This is a genomic window from Ectopseudomonas guguanensis (genome assembly GCF_900104265.1).
In the GTDB taxonomy this organism is placed as follows: Bacteria; Pseudomonadota; Gammaproteobacteria; order Pseudomonadales; family Pseudomonadaceae; genus Aquipseudomonas; species Aquipseudomonas guguanensis.
In genome coordinates this window covers 26,802-41,734 of record NZ_FNJJ01000010.1, presented here as the reverse complement: position 1 = coordinate 41,734, position 14,933 = coordinate 26,802, and the positions used below count along the sequence as shown (strand labels likewise).

The following is a 14,933-nucleotide window of genomic DNA, read 5'->3' as shown; positions in this document are numbered from 1 at the left end:
CCGGATGCCGGCTCTTCTAATAATTGTCTGGCGCCTACGCAGCAATCTCCTCTATGGCGCGAAGTAGGCCTACTAGTTTCGAGATCAGCGCGAGAATTTCAGGCGTGCGAATGCCGTGTTGATGCAAAATACTCGAGCGCTATGGTTAGCTCGGCTGAGAACGCACAGCAGGTCAGGTCTAGCGTGCGACTTCCACTAAGGCCAAAACAGCGCATGCCAAAACTGAAGATGTACGCTGCAAAGAACGGCGATGCCTTTCTCGTCCAAGCCTCAAGCACACACATCCTTATCGACGCAGGCTACGCGAGCACTTTCAACGACTACATTCTGGACGACCTCCGGCAGGTGGCCAGCGCCGGTGACGCGCTAGATCTGCTCATCTGCACACACATTGACAAAGACCACATCGGCGGACTTCTCGAGTTTCTCTCTTCGAACGGCCCTCATGGAGCTCGAAGCATCATTGAGGTCAAAGAGGTCTGGCACAACAGCCTCAGATCGCTACCATCAACACCCGGCGCTCCCGACACCTTGTCAGACCGCCAGCTTTTGGAGGCGGTACAGAGGCGAGGATTTCTCCTACCATCGCCCCCGGGGCCAGTGGTCAACCCCATCAGCGCCAAGCAAGGAAGCTCCCTAGCAAAGCTTCTCAAGGAACAAGGCTACCTCTGGAACTCAGGTGATGGCACCACGTGCATGACCAGCGGGCGGCCGACGCATGCCTTGCCAAACGGCGTTCAGATCCAGTTGATCGGGCCGCCGGTGACCAGACTGCAGGAATTGCGCTCTTGGTGGCTTGCGCAGATGCGAAAGCTCTCCTACAGAGGCGGGGCAACTGTCGATGCCCTGGTGGAGGACGCCTACGAGATGCTATGCGCGTCCACTCGCGAACCAATGCCGGCGACGGTCAAGACCATCTCGTCCGGAGGGTCCAAGAGGCTCGCTGAACTGTACGTCCCTGACGTATCACCTACCAATGGCAGCTCCATCGCCGCCGTCATCGTAGCGGAAGGCAAGCGACTGCTCTTCCTCGGCGACGCTTGGGCCCAGGACGTTGCTGCAGAGCTCAAACGGATACACAAGGGCGATGCTCTACAGATGTTCGACGTCATTAAGGTGTCCCATCACGGCAGCATTCACAACACAAGCGTGGATCTCCTGTCGCTCATTGACGCTCCTGTTTTCCTGGTCTCGTCGAATGGGTCGGCGCACAACCACCCAGACTTTGAAGTGCTCGCCGAAATCGTCGACAGGCCTGCGACGTTTGAGCGAACGCTTTACTTCAACTACGAGACCCCTGCATCGACTCGCCTTCGGGCACACGCGTCAAGGTCTGGCGCCAAGTTCAACGTGGAAGTCGTTCAAGACGGCTGGATCCATGTCTAGGGAGACAAACAATGACTGAAGGTGAAGTGCAGCAGGCAACCTGCCAAGTCATAGGTACTAGCGAAGCAGGCACAGGCTGGCTCATTTCGGCCGACCAAATTCTGTCGGCCTACCATTGTCTCGGCGAGGCGGTGCCCCTAGGAACGGACGTTGAGGTCAGCTTCGGCGTCGGCCCGTCTGCCGTCAAGCACAAGGCAAAACTGGAAGTCCTTGACGCGGACCTCGACGTTTGCGTGCTACGGCTTCCAGCATCTACTGACGCCGCCCCCCTGCCACTTGCGGTCTCCGCACCTCGACCAGGCACACGATGGAACGCCTTCGGATACCCTGTTGCCAAGCTGCAGATAGGCCAAGTTCTTGATGGAACGGTACAGCAGGCATTGAGCGAGCTAGCCAATGGCATTGATCTCGACCTGTCGGTAAGCGCAGAGACAACCCTGTCGGACTACCGCGGCATGTCCGGTGCCGCGCTTATGACTGCAGATGGCTGCCAAGGCTTGCTACGCGTCAGCGTCGACAACTCTCTTGGAGCCGTGAGCATGGCCGCTCTGCGCGGCTTCCTTTCCGACAACAACCTCCTCTCAAATGAAGGTGCATCCGAGGATGACACCTCCCCATTTGCCGAGCGCCCCACATTCGACGAGACATTTGAATCAAGCCTCTCCAAGACAGGTCGCGGGTACCTGTTTTTGGACGGTGCCCATGGCATCGGCAAGTCGACCTACTGCAAGAACTTCAGACCGGACTCCAATGACATTGAAGTCCTGGGTGTCTACGCCTTCTCCGAGCGCAGTCGAGGCTCGACAGCAGCCCTCCAAGCGCAACCGGAGGTATTCGTTGATTGGTTGACATCGCTGCTGTCGGTACTGGCCACTGGCCGACCGGCTCGGCTGTCGCAAGCGACCTATGCTCAGCTCGTCCAGACTACGCACCAGACACTCCAATCGTTGGCTCAACACTGCGCAAACGACGGCAAGGTTGGAGTGTTGTTCATAGATGGCGTGAATGAGGCTGCAACCATTGGCGATGACGTCCTGCAGCGCTTCATCGGGCTCTTACCGACAACCATTCCGCAAGGACTGCAAGTCGTGATTGTGGGAGCTGGACTGGATGCCATTGCAGGCAAGCTCGCTCCCATTTTCCAACCCGTGCACCGCCTGACCCTGCCTGTCTTAGATGACAGCATCCAGTACAGCCTCTGCACTTCGACGCTAGACCAGGACAAGGTATCACCGGCGCTGGTCGCCGCCCTTTGTGAGAGGGCGAAGGGCCACCCGCTGTACCTCCGCTATCTCGTCGACATCGTCAATGGTGGGGCCGGTGAGGAAGACCTTGAATCGCTGCCGCCGTTCAGCGGAGCAATCGAGGACTACTACGAGACCATTTGGGCACAGCTTCTGACGGATGCAGATGCTGTCAATCTGCTTGGGATCATTGCACGGCTGCGTTGGGGGATCCCGACCTCTAACCTGCTGGTCATGCTGACACCCCCTGAGTCGGCTGCCTTCGTTCCGACCATTACACGCATCCGGCATCTGCTGACTGCACCAGACACCACCGAGGTCTACCACTCTTCGTTCTCTGACTTCGTGGTTCACAAGACGTCAGCCCAAAGCGTTTGGGTGCAAGGTCGACTCGCCGACTACTGTCAGCTTCCGGATAGCGGGAATTACGGACAACTCAACAGAGTTTTCCACGGCCTTCTTGCTGACAGGACAAGACAGCTGGCCGCAATAGATGGCTGTCAGCAACAATGGGTAGACCAATCTGTTCTGCTTGGAGCTGAGCCAGACGTCCTACTTGGCGACATTGAGGACTCGCTTGAGGCTGCCACTCGCCTGGCAACCGCGACCGAGATTGTTCGTTTGCTGCTTCTTTCTCAGCGACTCAAATTCCGATACGACACGCTCTTTGCGCAGTCGGCAAGTCTCGCTGCAGAAGCGCTCATCGCGCTCGGGAAGACTGACCAGGCGCTGCGCCACATCCTCCGCCATGGGCACCTCATAGTGGAGCACAGTTCGGCATTCTCCATCGTCAGGCTGCTCATCGAAGCTGGTCACCCAAAAGAAGCAATTGAGGTTCTTCAGAAGGTTGATAGCCTCCTCCAGCCAACCCTCACACGCAATGGTGTAAAGATCGGCGAGTTTCTGAACGCGGCAGCTATAAGACTGCAGGGCTGGGTTCTAGCCGACCAGGCTGGAGCCGAACCTCCCACTGCAGATTTTCTTGAGTATGTGGTGGGGCTCGTGACCGCCTCAAGGAACAGAATTTCGCCGCAGAATGCTCAGCGCATCCTCGGAGACCTGGTCGGCAACATGCTTGGTACGAGTTTGTGCATAGTCCATGCCTACAAGCCTATCGCTCAGATTCCCCTGTCTTCTGGCGTACCCAACAAGTTCCAGGTGCTTTCGCTCCTTTCAATACTTGGCCATGCTTACAACCATGCGCAGAGCTACAAGGTTCGACTCCCAAGAGACAAGGTCGGCGTGCTGCTTGAGGACATTAGCAGCAAGCTCGATGCATCCCTAGATGCGGAAGAGAAGCAGTTTGACTTTGTCGACCTGCTGATCGAGACAGGCGCGAGCCCGAGCTTGGTCGAGACCTACGCTGGCGGGTTGGAATGGGAGGCAGGCGGCCTCCCCTTGTTCACACAGCATCGCTCCCTCGCCGACAGCGCTGCTTTTTTTGACGCTTACGGTCGGCTTAGAGCGGAGTACTTTCTGGGGCGAGACGAATACCAACCCGCCCCAGAAGCTCTGCTGGCCTACGACTGGGAGGACAGCCTTGAAACGCTCGCCGCATCGGTTGCCTGGGTAGACGCAAAGGCACGTCACGCCAGTGCATCCAGCAATGACGCGGCACTTGCAGATGCGCGTACGTATCTGAAAGAGGACCTGCTCCCCTGTCTGCAGCTTAACCTCGCTTCACGCATTTCCTGGCAGGGGACGTACTTCATCCCCGAGAATATCGTGCCGCTTCTCTACGGCTACCTGGCGAACCTTTACCTCGACTGCATGCCAGAAGCGCTTACAGACCTTCTTGCCATCCTTGAGGACTCCTTCGACGGGCAACTCGGCCTATACAACGAAGGCTTCCGACACGTAATGCAGGCTGTTGTGCCGAGGCTCGTCAACACAGAAGTATCGGAAGATGTCGCCGATAGGGTGTTCGACCTATTGATCCGTTGGAGGAACTACGTCCGGGACAACGTGGAGAACAGGCATGAGCTTGTTCCCGAACTCTTGTCCATAGTTCCACTACTTGCCCGGATGAAATCGGAAGAAGAAGCCCTTCAAACGTACCAGACTGTCCTCGCAGTTTCGATGGGCCCCAGTTGGTACAAAGAAGACCAGTTCGCCATCATGTCTAAGACGCTTGAGGTACTTCCGGCCACAGCGGAGATCGCCCCCGCGGCGCTTGCGCAAATTGCTGCATACCTAGAGCACGCTAGTGGGGAGATGACGTTCCAGCGGTATGTCCGTTCGGAAAAGGCAACCTTCATAGGCGAGCTGAGCCGACGCGGCATGTACTCGGACGCCGTTCGCTACTTCCAGCACCAGGCCTGCGGCAGCATTGACGAGATGCGCGCACAGGCGTCGCACGGTGGCCTAGACCGCGTCGCACCGCTCGTGGGCATGCGTTTCCCGGGGGGAGCTTTGGATGAGCAAGCCTCCCTAGTGAGTCTGCTTGAGCATATTGGCACCGCCGCAAACTGGCGGGTTCGCTGGGCGCTTTTAGAGGTTTACCTGCATGGAGACGAGCGATATCTCAGGGACTGGGGGCGGGCCTATGCAAAGCTTATTCAGGAAATTGCACCTAGCTCCGTCGACTTGGAGTGGGCCGTCAAACGAATCAGCAGCATCGCGCAAGCGATGAACGACGAACGAGCGTGGATGCTTCTTAGCTGCTTGAATGAGGCGTTGCCAGATACCACACGTGATAGCTTCTCGGCGTTGTTCGAGCGCTATCGCGATGCCTTCGAACCGGATGACCTCGAATCATTGAGCCGCAGGTCCGGAATACCAATGGGGCCAAGTCCAGCCAAGGCCCAAGCGGCCGCTGAGCCCAAGACGGAAGCCACCGCAAGCCCAACAGAAGAGGAGAGCCTGGAGGACCGCGTGGTGATGCGAGGCACCTTTGGCACGAGAGTTTCAGTGCGAGCGGCTGAGCAGTCTATGGAAGAGGCACGCAAGCACCTGAAGCGCCGGAACACGTCGGCGGCAGTCGAGCATGCAATGTCAGCTCTGAGGGCGGTGCAAGACGGTGGCTGGTCGATTTGGTCAAAGGGTCACCCCGCCAGGATGGCGGATCTCCTCATCCAAGATAACGTCCGCTCTGCAGATGAACTGGCACGCCTCTACGGGCCATTAGCCCTACGTGAACAGCACGCCCAGAGTTGGTCGGTAGCCTACCAGCTCATGGAACTTGTCGGCCCGAATCTCGACGCCACCCAGCGGACACAGCTGCTTTCAGTGGCGACCGACCATGTCCGCGAGTTGGTCGGTGCTGCGCCTTCGGACGCATTCGCTTACATCGGTGCGAAAACGTCTGCAACGGCGTCAGACGCCCTCTTGGAACTCCTTCTTTGGGCACTTGATCATCCAAGCTGGGAGCGACGAGACTCAGCCGCAGCAATGGTGCTCTGGCTCCTGCGAAGCGATGACATATGGATGGAGAAAGTAGCCCCCCTCGCCTTCTCCATGGAGAGCGGCAACCGCGCTGATATTGCAGCGGCAGCCTTGGACGTCCTTTCGCGTGAGAGCGCAGCAACCCTATGGGAGCGCGTCCTTCGCTTCATCGATATTAACAAAGTAACGAAGGGGTGCGCGCATGCAAGCAGATATGTAACGCTTATACGGATTGCTAACCGCGCCAGCTCCAAAGGCATTGCTTCGGCCACCGACGCAGTCAAGACTCTTCGGGCCAAGACACTGAGAAGTGAGAGCCCAATCGTCCAGCCGGAAGACACCTTGCATGCTGCCCATGTCCATTCAAGTCTGGCTGCGGCTTGGAGAGAGCTGCAGAGTTTTGGGGTTTTAGACGAGGCAGCTCTGATTAGGATCGTATCGGTTCTAAGAGAGTTGTGCGGACAACACTCCTTCGATGACGCTCAGCAACTGGAGTCCTTGGCCGCAGCAAGATTCAAAGCGAATGCAAATTTCATCCCGGATCGTTGGGCTGCGAGGCTTCGGTTTGCACTCAATATCGCGCTCTTCGGACCTGCGTCGATCGAGCAGTTGGTCAAGATTGAAGCTGTGCTGCGCATGCACAACCCAGAATCCCTCATCGAACCGCCAGATGGACGGCAGCTCATCGCTAGCCTGATCGAAACCATTGCCTCAGGAGATTTCGCCCGTTTCCTCCCTTCGGCTGCTGATTTAGTGTTCTTGGACGTCCAAGGCTACCTCGAACACAGACGACAGATAGTTAGGGTAGACCTTACGTCGCATCTGCTATCGCCCGGGCAGCGGGATCCCCATCCAGTAGAGCTGGGTACCTTCAGGCCGACCGAGCTGCCGCGACCGCTCCCACGCGATCAAGTCGCGGTTTGCAGTCGTGTGAAGCCGGGACTGGCGCACTTCGGATCTCTCACACCTTCTATCGCCAACCCACAGTTCCATGAGCTCCTGCACGCCCCCACTTCTGCAACAGTCAGATATCACTGGAGAGATGGGAGCACCGTCCGAACGCCAGGGGCGAGCCGCCCTCACGAGATCTCGATGCTTGCCATCCAACGCGAAGCGCTGACACTACCTCCAGGCTGGCGCCTGCAATGGATACTGAGAGTCAATGGAAGTATCCACGCAAAGATTAATAAGGCGCACTAACCATGCTTCCAAAACTGACGACCATGCAGCAACCGATGACTCGGGGTGAATTCGAAGAACGCATCTATCTCACCTTTGAGCAGATCGAAACAGGACAACTGCACCCCTCTGGCCTAGACGGCTTGCTGGACGTGCGACACCTGCCGAACGGTCGTATCGACATGCTCAGCGTGAACGAAATGGTCCGCCTGAACGCAAACATGAGCCATCGGATGATTGCCACCGACATGGGCGAGATGCTCAGACAGATGGCTAGTAAGGAGGAGGCCTGCAAAGGGGGAGAAGATGACGAAATATTCGAAGACAAGTCGTAGCCCGCAGGCCCATGAGGTCGGTGATGCCGCTAGCTGATGAGAAGCGCCTGATCACGCCAATTAGCCAACGGCAGTTTGAGCTGTATGCGTTGTCGCTCGAACGCGGGCCCAATTTCGAGCCAGCACGTATCTTCAGAGCCTATCAGGCAGAGCGCAGCAGCACGAGCGGCTGTATCCTACTCGACCCGGAGCTCGGAGTCTTCACCACCTTGGCACTGCGCCGACGCGTCGATCATCGCTGGACCGTCATTAATGAAAGCGGCCCATACCCTACCCCCCAATCCGCGCTAAGCAGTCTCAGCATTAGCATGCGTGCCGGTGCCCCACCAGAACCCTTACCGCCAGGCTCCAAGCGCCGCCCTCTATTGATAAAACCTGGGCCGCGAGGGACATCCCCGGAGTTCGAGTTGCTGACGAGCACAAACAGCCATCTACCGGCGCTGATGGCGATAGGCGAATGTTATCTCGCGCTTCCTAACCCTGACGCCAACTTTGTTCCTGATTTTCAGACCAACAACTTCTCCTCTCGGCTCTTCGAACTCTACCTTCTCGCCTGCTTGCGCGAACAAGGTGTGAACGTCCTACAAGACTACGTCTCGCCAGACTTCCTAATCGAGAAAGACAGTATCGAGTGCTGGATCGAGGCGGTAACAGCAAACTCCGAGACTCCACGAGCCGGCGGGATAGGCGAATGGGTACAGGCACCGGAGGATCGTAACGAACGTCTGACCGGAGATCCTGCCGAACGCTTCGCCAAGACGCTGCGGGGAAAGCTCCAACGCAACTATCATGAGCTGGAGTATGTGAAGGGCCGACCATTTGCCCTCGCGCTGGCGGATTTCCACCAATCCGGCTCGATGGTCTGGAGCCGAGAGGCGCTGCCCACCTATCTCTATGGGCTACGCGCCGATATCGAAGGAGAAGGAGCACAACGCAGGGCAGTCGGGACGCCGATAGCCAACCTCTCGGGCAAGCATGGCATCCCTGCAGGGCTCTTCCGTGATCCAGACTTCGCCCATCTTTCCGCCGTAATCTTCAGCAACGCAGCGACGCTCGCCAAGTTCAACCGCATGGGCTTTCTTGCAGGATGGCGACCTCCCGGCCTGACAATGATCCGACGCGGCATCCTCTTCGATCGAACCCCCGGCGCGTTGGAGCCAGTCCCGTTCGAGCTGTCGGTCGACAGTCCTGAATATGAGGCGCTCTGGCCATGGGGCGAAGCATGGTGCCAGGAGCTAGAAGTGTTTCACAATCCACTAGCTACCAACCCCCTATCGCTCCAACTACTTCCAGGCGCCACTCACTGGTTCGAGCGTCACGGTCACATCGAATGCAGCACAATCTGGAAAAACACGGTTCTCTCCTCAGTAACCATACTTCACACAGCCCCCGGACGGAGCTAGCAAGGCATAAGGAAGTTCGTCCTGCTAGCAGTTGATCCCAGAACTGTTCTCTGACCAGAGGAATATCGCCAACTATGGCAACCACAGCATCCGACAAAACAATTATCCTTAATCTTCTGCGTGGAGCCGTACCGGAACGTGCTGATGAGATCAGTGGCCTCTGGAGGAAGTATGGACACAGCGTGGAGATTGCAAAGGATGCGAAGGGCGTGACGATGAACGCCAACTCTAAACGCATCAAGTTCAACATCAAGACGATCGAGATTTATTGGCTACTCGGCTTTAGCGCATGGCGTGCAATCGAAGTTTACTCACCGGCCGTGGTCGTAGCGACAATGACTGGGGCATCGCTTGATGACGCACTTAATATGGACGAAGAACGAGGGCAATTCGAATTCGACTATAAACAGCGCATCGCCAGCGTCCATTCCCTTATCGCGGCCGAGCAACCAGCTGATATTTCTTGGCCAGCGGACATACCCAAACCGATTGATATTCGCGACGACCTTGAAGACGTCCAGCATAAAGCTGCTTTCGATCTGGTAGGACTCGCGCTCGCATTTTCGATTCTTCACGAGTTCCAACATGTCATGTTTTGCGCCGACAAGAACGCACCTTCACTACGACCTGAAGAGGAAATCGCATGTGACACCTGGGCCCGTGACTTCATGATGAGTGGTCTCGCTGATTATGCAGAAAAGCACGGACACAGCTTCACCGAAGTTCAATGGAAGAGAGCAGCCGGAATAACCCTGGCAGCAGTGATCATCCATGCGATAACACCAGGACATGTACGTTGGGGAGATCAAGAATACCCGCCAATTGCCGAACGATTATCGGCGATGATTCGTGGTTACAACCTCCCAAACCCCTCATCTTTCTGGATGTTCACCGCTTGCATGCTAATTGCACTCCTGCGACAGGAAAATAGACCATTAGACATAGTGGCGAAGTCCAACCGAGAAATGGTCGAAGAACTGCTAATCAGGCTTTGTTGAAAGCCACAAGGAACGCGTTATGCCGGTCTACTTTATTGGCGAAAGTGAAAGTAAATGCTGCCCAATCAAAATCGGGGTGGCAAAGAACATAGACGCGCGCAAACGCAACCTCCAGACCGGAAATCCTCTAGAGTTACGACTGCTCGGCTGGATAGAAGCAGACAACGCCTTTCAGCTTGAGCGACATCTGCACCAGCATTTTGGATCTACACGTGTGCGCGGGGAGTGGTTCAACATTGAACCAGCCGACATATTGCCCATTCTCATGCGCGCAGGTCTCGATGGGTTTGTAGCCAAGAACGCCGACGCCTTCCAGGTCGTGGGCTATGACCGCGATGCAGTTCCCGAATATCTAGGTGTCTGGGAATGGGGCGACTTTGAGCTCTACGAATGTTGCCCGTTCTGCGGATGCCTATGTGGTATGCACTTCCAGGAAGCATCGCAGATGTACCACTGTTTGAACTGTGACGCGCTGATCGACTTCTCCGAACTCAATCCGCATGAAGACGGGATGGAAGGCTAAATATGGACGATAACAACTTTAGTAGAAGTGAGCTATGGCTGGAAGCGCACGCTCCTGGTTTTCGAAATCTCACCGATCTAGACCGCCATGCAATTTACGACTTCGCCTTTCTCTGGAGCCTCTTCGAAGCACAAATCATGGGCAACTTCGCTCGTGCCGATCGTATCCGGGAGCGAGTCGACTCTTGGGCGGCGAGCGGCACGCTTGATGCTAATCTCTACGACACGGAACTTGCCTACTTTCGAAACCGTTACTTCACCGATGGCGCTATGACCCATCATTTCCCCTATCTCTACCTCCGGCCGCCGGATCATCCCGACCTCGTTCATGCCGTCATCACTGGCGCGAACAACGACCCCCGCGACCGAACTCTTTGCTTGCTAATGATCGTTTGGCGCCTGCGCAACAACCTTTTTCATGGCGAAAAATGGGCATACGAGCTTCACGACCAGCGAGAGAACTTCATGCATGCAAACAGCATCTTGATGCGAGTTCTTGAGTGCCACGGACAGCTCAACTAGCAGCGAAAACTACATCTGGCCCACAGGAGTTATCAGCACACATACGCACAAAGACATCCAAATCCAACAAGCAGGAAGCCACTAGGAAAATCAATCAGGAGGAAGCATGCGAATCGAGAGAGTTAGGGTCGAGGGATTTCGACTCCTCCAGGATGTTGAAATCATACTGGAAGGCAATTCCACAGTCATCGTAGGGCGCAATAACAGCGGAAAAACATCGTTCACCGAAATTTTTGATCGTTTCACCGGGGAGACCGGAGCGCGATTTCGCCTGGAAGACTTTTCGCCTCTCCAGCGCGAGCGCTTCTTCAACGCAAAGAAGCTGAGAGAAAAAGCGGCAAAGCCAGAAGACGTACTCGCGGCACTCCCGACGATATCTCTTACACTAACCATCCGATACGACAGCACCGCCCCGAGTTTGGGGCCTCTCTCGCCTTTCGTCATTGACTTGGACGTCGACTCCACCACGGCCATTGTGCGCGTCGAGTACCAAGCGACGCTGGCAACCCTCCACACTCTGCTCGATGTCCCCCCCACGCCAGAAGGAGTCGAGCCCAAAAACCACTTCTTCCGCTCATTACGCGACACGTTGGCCAAGGCATATGCCATCCATGTGTTTGCCATAGACCCCACGGACGATACCAATCGGCGTGACTTTGAGGGCACCGCTACGCTAGCGGCTTTACTACAGTGCAACTTCGTTCGTGCTCAGAGAACTCTCGACCATGCGAAGCATGGCGACGCCGATGTCATTGGCAAATTGCTCAGTGCGCTATTCAAGACTGCTTCCACACCAACTGCTGCGGCCGTAGATCAGGATCTGGCGGCGAAGTTGAAGGCATCTGTCGAAGATATCGAACGCGGCATTCAAGGTAACTTCGATGAGATGCTGAAGAAGCTGCTGCCTGCCATGGAAGTACTGGGTTTTCCTAGCCTCAATGATACCGAGCTTCGGCCCGAGACCTCGTTGAATGTTGAGGCCCTTCTGTCGGACCACACAAAGGTGGTCTACACCGGCACAGACGGGGTACATCTACCGGAAGGCTACAACGGCCTCGGCACTCGCAATCTGATCTACATGCTGTTGCAGCTCGAGAGCTATCACAAGGCCTACCGAGCCAAGGCAAACCGCCCAGCCACACATCTAATCTTCGTCGAAGAACCTGAGGCTCATTTGCATCCGCAGATGCAAGAAGTTTTCATCAGTCAACTGAATGCCGCCATTAGAAAACTGTCGGCGAGCTACCCCGAAGAGGCTGCGTGGAACGTTCAGTTTGTCATCACGACGCATTCTCCGCATGTTGCAAATGCCGCATCGTTTGAAGCTGTACGGTATTTCTTAAATGAGTCACCGAGCCAGGCAAATGCTCGTCAGACCAAGGTTAAAGATTTCAAGAAGGGCATGAGCAGTATCTCTCCCGACGACCAGAACTTCTTGCACCAGTACATGACGTTGACCAAGTGCGATCTGTACTTTGCGGACAAGGCCATTATGGTCGAGGGGACGACGGAGCGGCTGCTGATGCCTCGGCTGTGCGAATTGGTTGATAGGTCGCTCGACGACAAGCACAAGCTGGCCAGACAGTACGTGACCTGCGTCGAGGTCGGCGGAGCCTATGCGCACATCTTCTATCCACTCCTCGACTTTCTCGAACTCAAGACCTTGGTCGTCACCGACCTGGATTCAACCAAACCGGTGGAAAAGCAGAACAAGAAAGGAAAAACGATTACGACCTGGGACAAGTGCCCTGTGGCTGAAGGCGAGCGGACGTCGAACGCGGCTATCAAAGAATGGTTTCGCCCCGAAGATACCGAGGGAAAGGATGACTGGCAAATCACTCCTGCCGAGCTTGTTGCCAAGACTGCCGAAGAGAAGCAAAGCGGTTACCGTCGCATTGCCTATCAGATTGCAGAGAAGCCTGGTACGAACGTATGCGCCCGCAGCTATGAAGACGCGCTCGTCCTAGCAAACCCGGACCGATTTGAGTGGCCAAAGGAACAGGACGAGGCCACTGAAGCGTGGGAGATCGCCCAGGGGCTCGCGAAAGCGGATACGGCCTTGCGGTTCGCCATTCGCGAGAAAGAATGGGTGGTACCCCGCTATATCCAGGAAGGCCTGGCATGGCTTTCCGAACCCCCTCCTCCACCCGCACAGAACGTGGAAGCGCCAGTTAAGGAGGAGGCAGTATGACTAAACCTGACGAGAATCCCGCACTCATCGCTGCACAAGAGGCTCAAAGAAAGATCAATGAGGCCCTTGATGCGGGTCACAGCTTTCGCCTTGAAGCTGGCGCCGGCGCAGGCAAGACGTATTCCTTGGTCGCCGCGCTGAAGCGATTGATTGCGGAGCGAGGCCCAGCCTTAGTTCGAGCGGGGCAAAAGGTAGCCTGCATCACCTACACCGAAGTTGCCCGTAATGAGATTGCCCAAGAGATTGAGGATCATCCCGCCATTCTGGTCAATACCATCCACGGCTTCTCGTGGGCATTCCTACGCCAGTTTCAGAAGGCGCTACGTGACCTCGTGGGGGAAATGGAGGATAGGAAAGAGAAAGTCGAACAAGGCGGCGGTATCGGCTCAAAGCCCGTGGATTACGACCTGGGATTCTTCGGCGTCGACATGGACAGAGTCACGCTGAGTCACGACGACATCCCAGAGATGATGGCCAACCTGCTGCAGAAGGAAAAATTTCGACGAATCTTGACCCAGCAGTTCCCAGTGATTTTTATCGACGAGTATCAAGATACCCATCGCCAATTCATGGAGGCGATTACCGAGCACTTCTTAAAGCCCGCCACCGGGCCCCTCGTTGGTCTATTTGGAGATCACTGGCAAACCATTTATCGAAGTGAATACGAGCTCGCGGAGTATCCGATCAAAGAAATTGCCAAAGGCTCCAACTTTCGGTCGGTTCCCGCTGTCGTAGATGTGCTGAATAAGCTGCGCCCTGAACTACACCAAGCCGTGCATGACCCCGAGGCAAAGGGCGAGGCGCGCTTCTTTCACACCAACGCTTACAAGGGTCAACGGACAAATGACAGGCATTCCAAAGAGGATCTGCCACCTGATCTGGCCCGATGCACTCGGGAAGATTTGATGCAACGGCTGCAAGCCGAGGGCTGGGACCTGAGCAGGACGAAGGTACTGATGCTTACCCACAACGTCCTAGCCGCTGAACAGGGCTATCCCAACCTCGCTGAGGTATTCAGCGGCCGTAACGATCTGTTCGCAAAAAAGGAAGACCCGGCGATCAAGTTCTTTGCAGAAGTCGTTGAACCCATATGTGCAGCCTACGGCGCATCTCGCTACGGCGATATGTTCAGGGCATACGGCTCCGGTCCTGCGATAACCAAACATGAAGACAAAGCCAGTTGGCGTCGCGACATGGATGCCCTCCAAAAGCTGCGTGCAGAAGGCACGATCGGACAGGTCATTGACCACCTGAAAGTGACAAGACGCCCATCGCCACCAGACCGCGTATTGCGGCGCGACGAAGAACTCATAGCACTAAACGGCGACCCAATACCTGAGGATGCATCCGCACTTATGCGGTACAGCAAGCTTCGGGACATTCGTTACGGAGAGGTCGTTGAGGTGGTCAAATTCATCGAAAAGCAGACCTCCTTTGCCACGCAACATAGCGTCAAGGGCGCCGAGTTTGAGAACGTTCTTGTAGTGCTGGGAGGCGGCTGGAACCACTATAACTGGCCACAACTACTCGAGCTAATTGAGACAAATGCGCTGAATGCAAAGAACACGAAGGGCTTCTATCGTGCTCGTAATCTCTTTTATGTATCCATCTCCCGACCTATGACGCGACTCGCCGTGCTGGCCACACAGACCATGCCGGATACAGCTCTCGCAGCGGTGAATCGTCTTTTTGGAGGCGACAACGTAGAGGAACTTGCTATCTTGACCTGAGGCTGTGTGACAGCCCCCCCAATGGTTCCGCCCAGCCAG

Annotated in this window: 9 protein-coding genes; all 9 read left to right on the top strand. The window is 55.9% G+C overall.

Annotated elements, in window-relative coordinates:
* Positions 1–213: 213 nt before the first annotated feature.
* The 9 genes from avs1a to BLS61_RS15225 all read left to right on the top strand — a co-directional run bounded on the left by avs1a (position 214) and on the right by BLS61_RS15225 (position 14,894).
* On the top strand, positions 214–1,386 hold the full coding sequence (gene avs1a / locus BLS61_RS15265) for an AVAST type 1 anti-phage system MBL fold metallo-hydrolase Avs1a (protein WP_090432505.1): 1,173 nt from the start codon (positions 214–216) through the stop codon (positions 1,384–1,386).
* An 11-nt stretch (positions 1,387–1,397) separates the two neighbouring features.
* Positions 1,398–7,214, top strand: coding sequence for an AVAST type 1 anti-phage system protease Avs1b (gene avs1b / locus BLS61_RS15260; protein ID WP_090432260.1), 5,817 nt, complete (start codon positions 1,398–1,400; stop codon positions 7,212–7,214).
* A 2-nt stretch (positions 7,215–7,216) separates the two neighbouring features.
* The gene (gene avs1c, locus BLS61_RS15255) at positions 7,217–7,528 is read left to right on the top strand and encodes an AVAST type 1 anti-phage system protein Avs1c (protein ID WP_208598812.1); all 312 of its coding nucleotides are present in this window, start codon (positions 7,217–7,219) and stop codon (positions 7,526–7,528) included.
* A 23-nt stretch (positions 7,529–7,551) separates the two neighbouring features.
* On the top strand, positions 7,552–8,931 hold the full coding sequence (locus BLS61_RS15250) for a hypothetical protein (protein ID WP_090432258.1): 1,380 nt from the start codon (positions 7,552–7,554) through the stop codon (positions 8,929–8,931).
* A 74-nt stretch (positions 8,932–9,005) separates the two neighbouring features.
* Positions 9,006–9,929, top strand: coding sequence for a phage exclusion protein Lit family protein (locus BLS61_RS15245; protein ID WP_090432255.1), 924 nt, complete (start codon positions 9,006–9,008; stop codon positions 9,927–9,929).
* Between the two features lie 19 nt (positions 9,930–9,948).
* Positions 9,949–10,452 carry a GIY-YIG nuclease family protein gene (locus BLS61_RS15240; protein WP_090432253.1) on the top strand — a complete coding sequence of 168 codons (504 nt, stop codon included), beginning with the start codon at positions 9,949–9,951 and terminating at the stop codon, positions 10,450–10,452.
* A 2-nt stretch (positions 10,453–10,454) separates the two neighbouring features.
* The gene (locus tag BLS61_RS15235) at positions 10,455–10,973 is read left to right on the top strand and encodes a hypothetical protein (RefSeq protein ID WP_090432251.1); all 519 of its coding nucleotides are present in this window, start codon (positions 10,455–10,457) and stop codon (positions 10,971–10,973) included.
* Positions 10,974–11,079: 106 nt separating this feature from the next.
* Entirely contained in the window at positions 11,080–13,164 is a 2,085-nt protein-coding gene (locus BLS61_RS15230; RefSeq protein WP_090432249.1) for an ATP-dependent nuclease, read from the top strand.
* Positions 13,161–14,894 carry a UvrD-helicase domain-containing protein gene (locus BLS61_RS15225; RefSeq protein WP_090432247.1) on the top strand — a complete coding sequence of 578 codons (1,734 nt, stop codon included), beginning with the start codon at positions 13,161–13,163 and terminating at the stop codon, positions 14,892–14,894. The genes BLS61_RS15230 and BLS61_RS15225 overlap by 4 nt, the downstream gene beginning before the upstream one ends.
* Positions 14,895–14,933: the final 39 nt, after the last annotated feature.

Coding starts and splice junctions, on each gene's coding strand:
- avs1a (WP_090432505.1), top strand. CDS start 214: ATGCCAAAACTGAAGATGTACGCTGCAAAGAACGGCGATGCCTTTCTC.
- avs1b (WP_090432260.1), top strand. CDS start 1,398: ATGACTGAAGGTGAAGTGCAGCAGGCAACCTGCCAAGTCATAGGTACT.
- avs1c (WP_208598812.1), top strand. CDS start 7,217: ATGCTTCCAAAACTGACGACCATGCAGCAACCGATGACTCGGGGTGAA.
- BLS61_RS15250 (WP_090432258.1), top strand. CDS start 7,552: ATGCCGCTAGCTGATGAGAAGCGCCTGATCACGCCAATTAGCCAACGG.
- BLS61_RS15245 (WP_090432255.1), top strand. CDS start 9,006: ATGGCAACCACAGCATCCGACAAAACAATTATCCTTAATCTTCTGCGT.
- BLS61_RS15240 (WP_090432253.1), top strand. CDS start 9,949: ATGCCGGTCTACTTTATTGGCGAAAGTGAAAGTAAATGCTGCCCAATC.
- BLS61_RS15235 (WP_090432251.1), top strand. CDS start 10,455: ATGGACGATAACAACTTTAGTAGAAGTGAGCTATGGCTGGAAGCGCAC.
- BLS61_RS15230 (WP_090432249.1), top strand. CDS start 11,080: ATGCGAATCGAGAGAGTTAGGGTCGAGGGATTTCGACTCCTCCAGGAT.
- BLS61_RS15225 (WP_090432247.1), top strand. CDS start 13,161: ATGACTAAACCTGACGAGAATCCCGCACTCATCGCTGCACAAGAGGCT.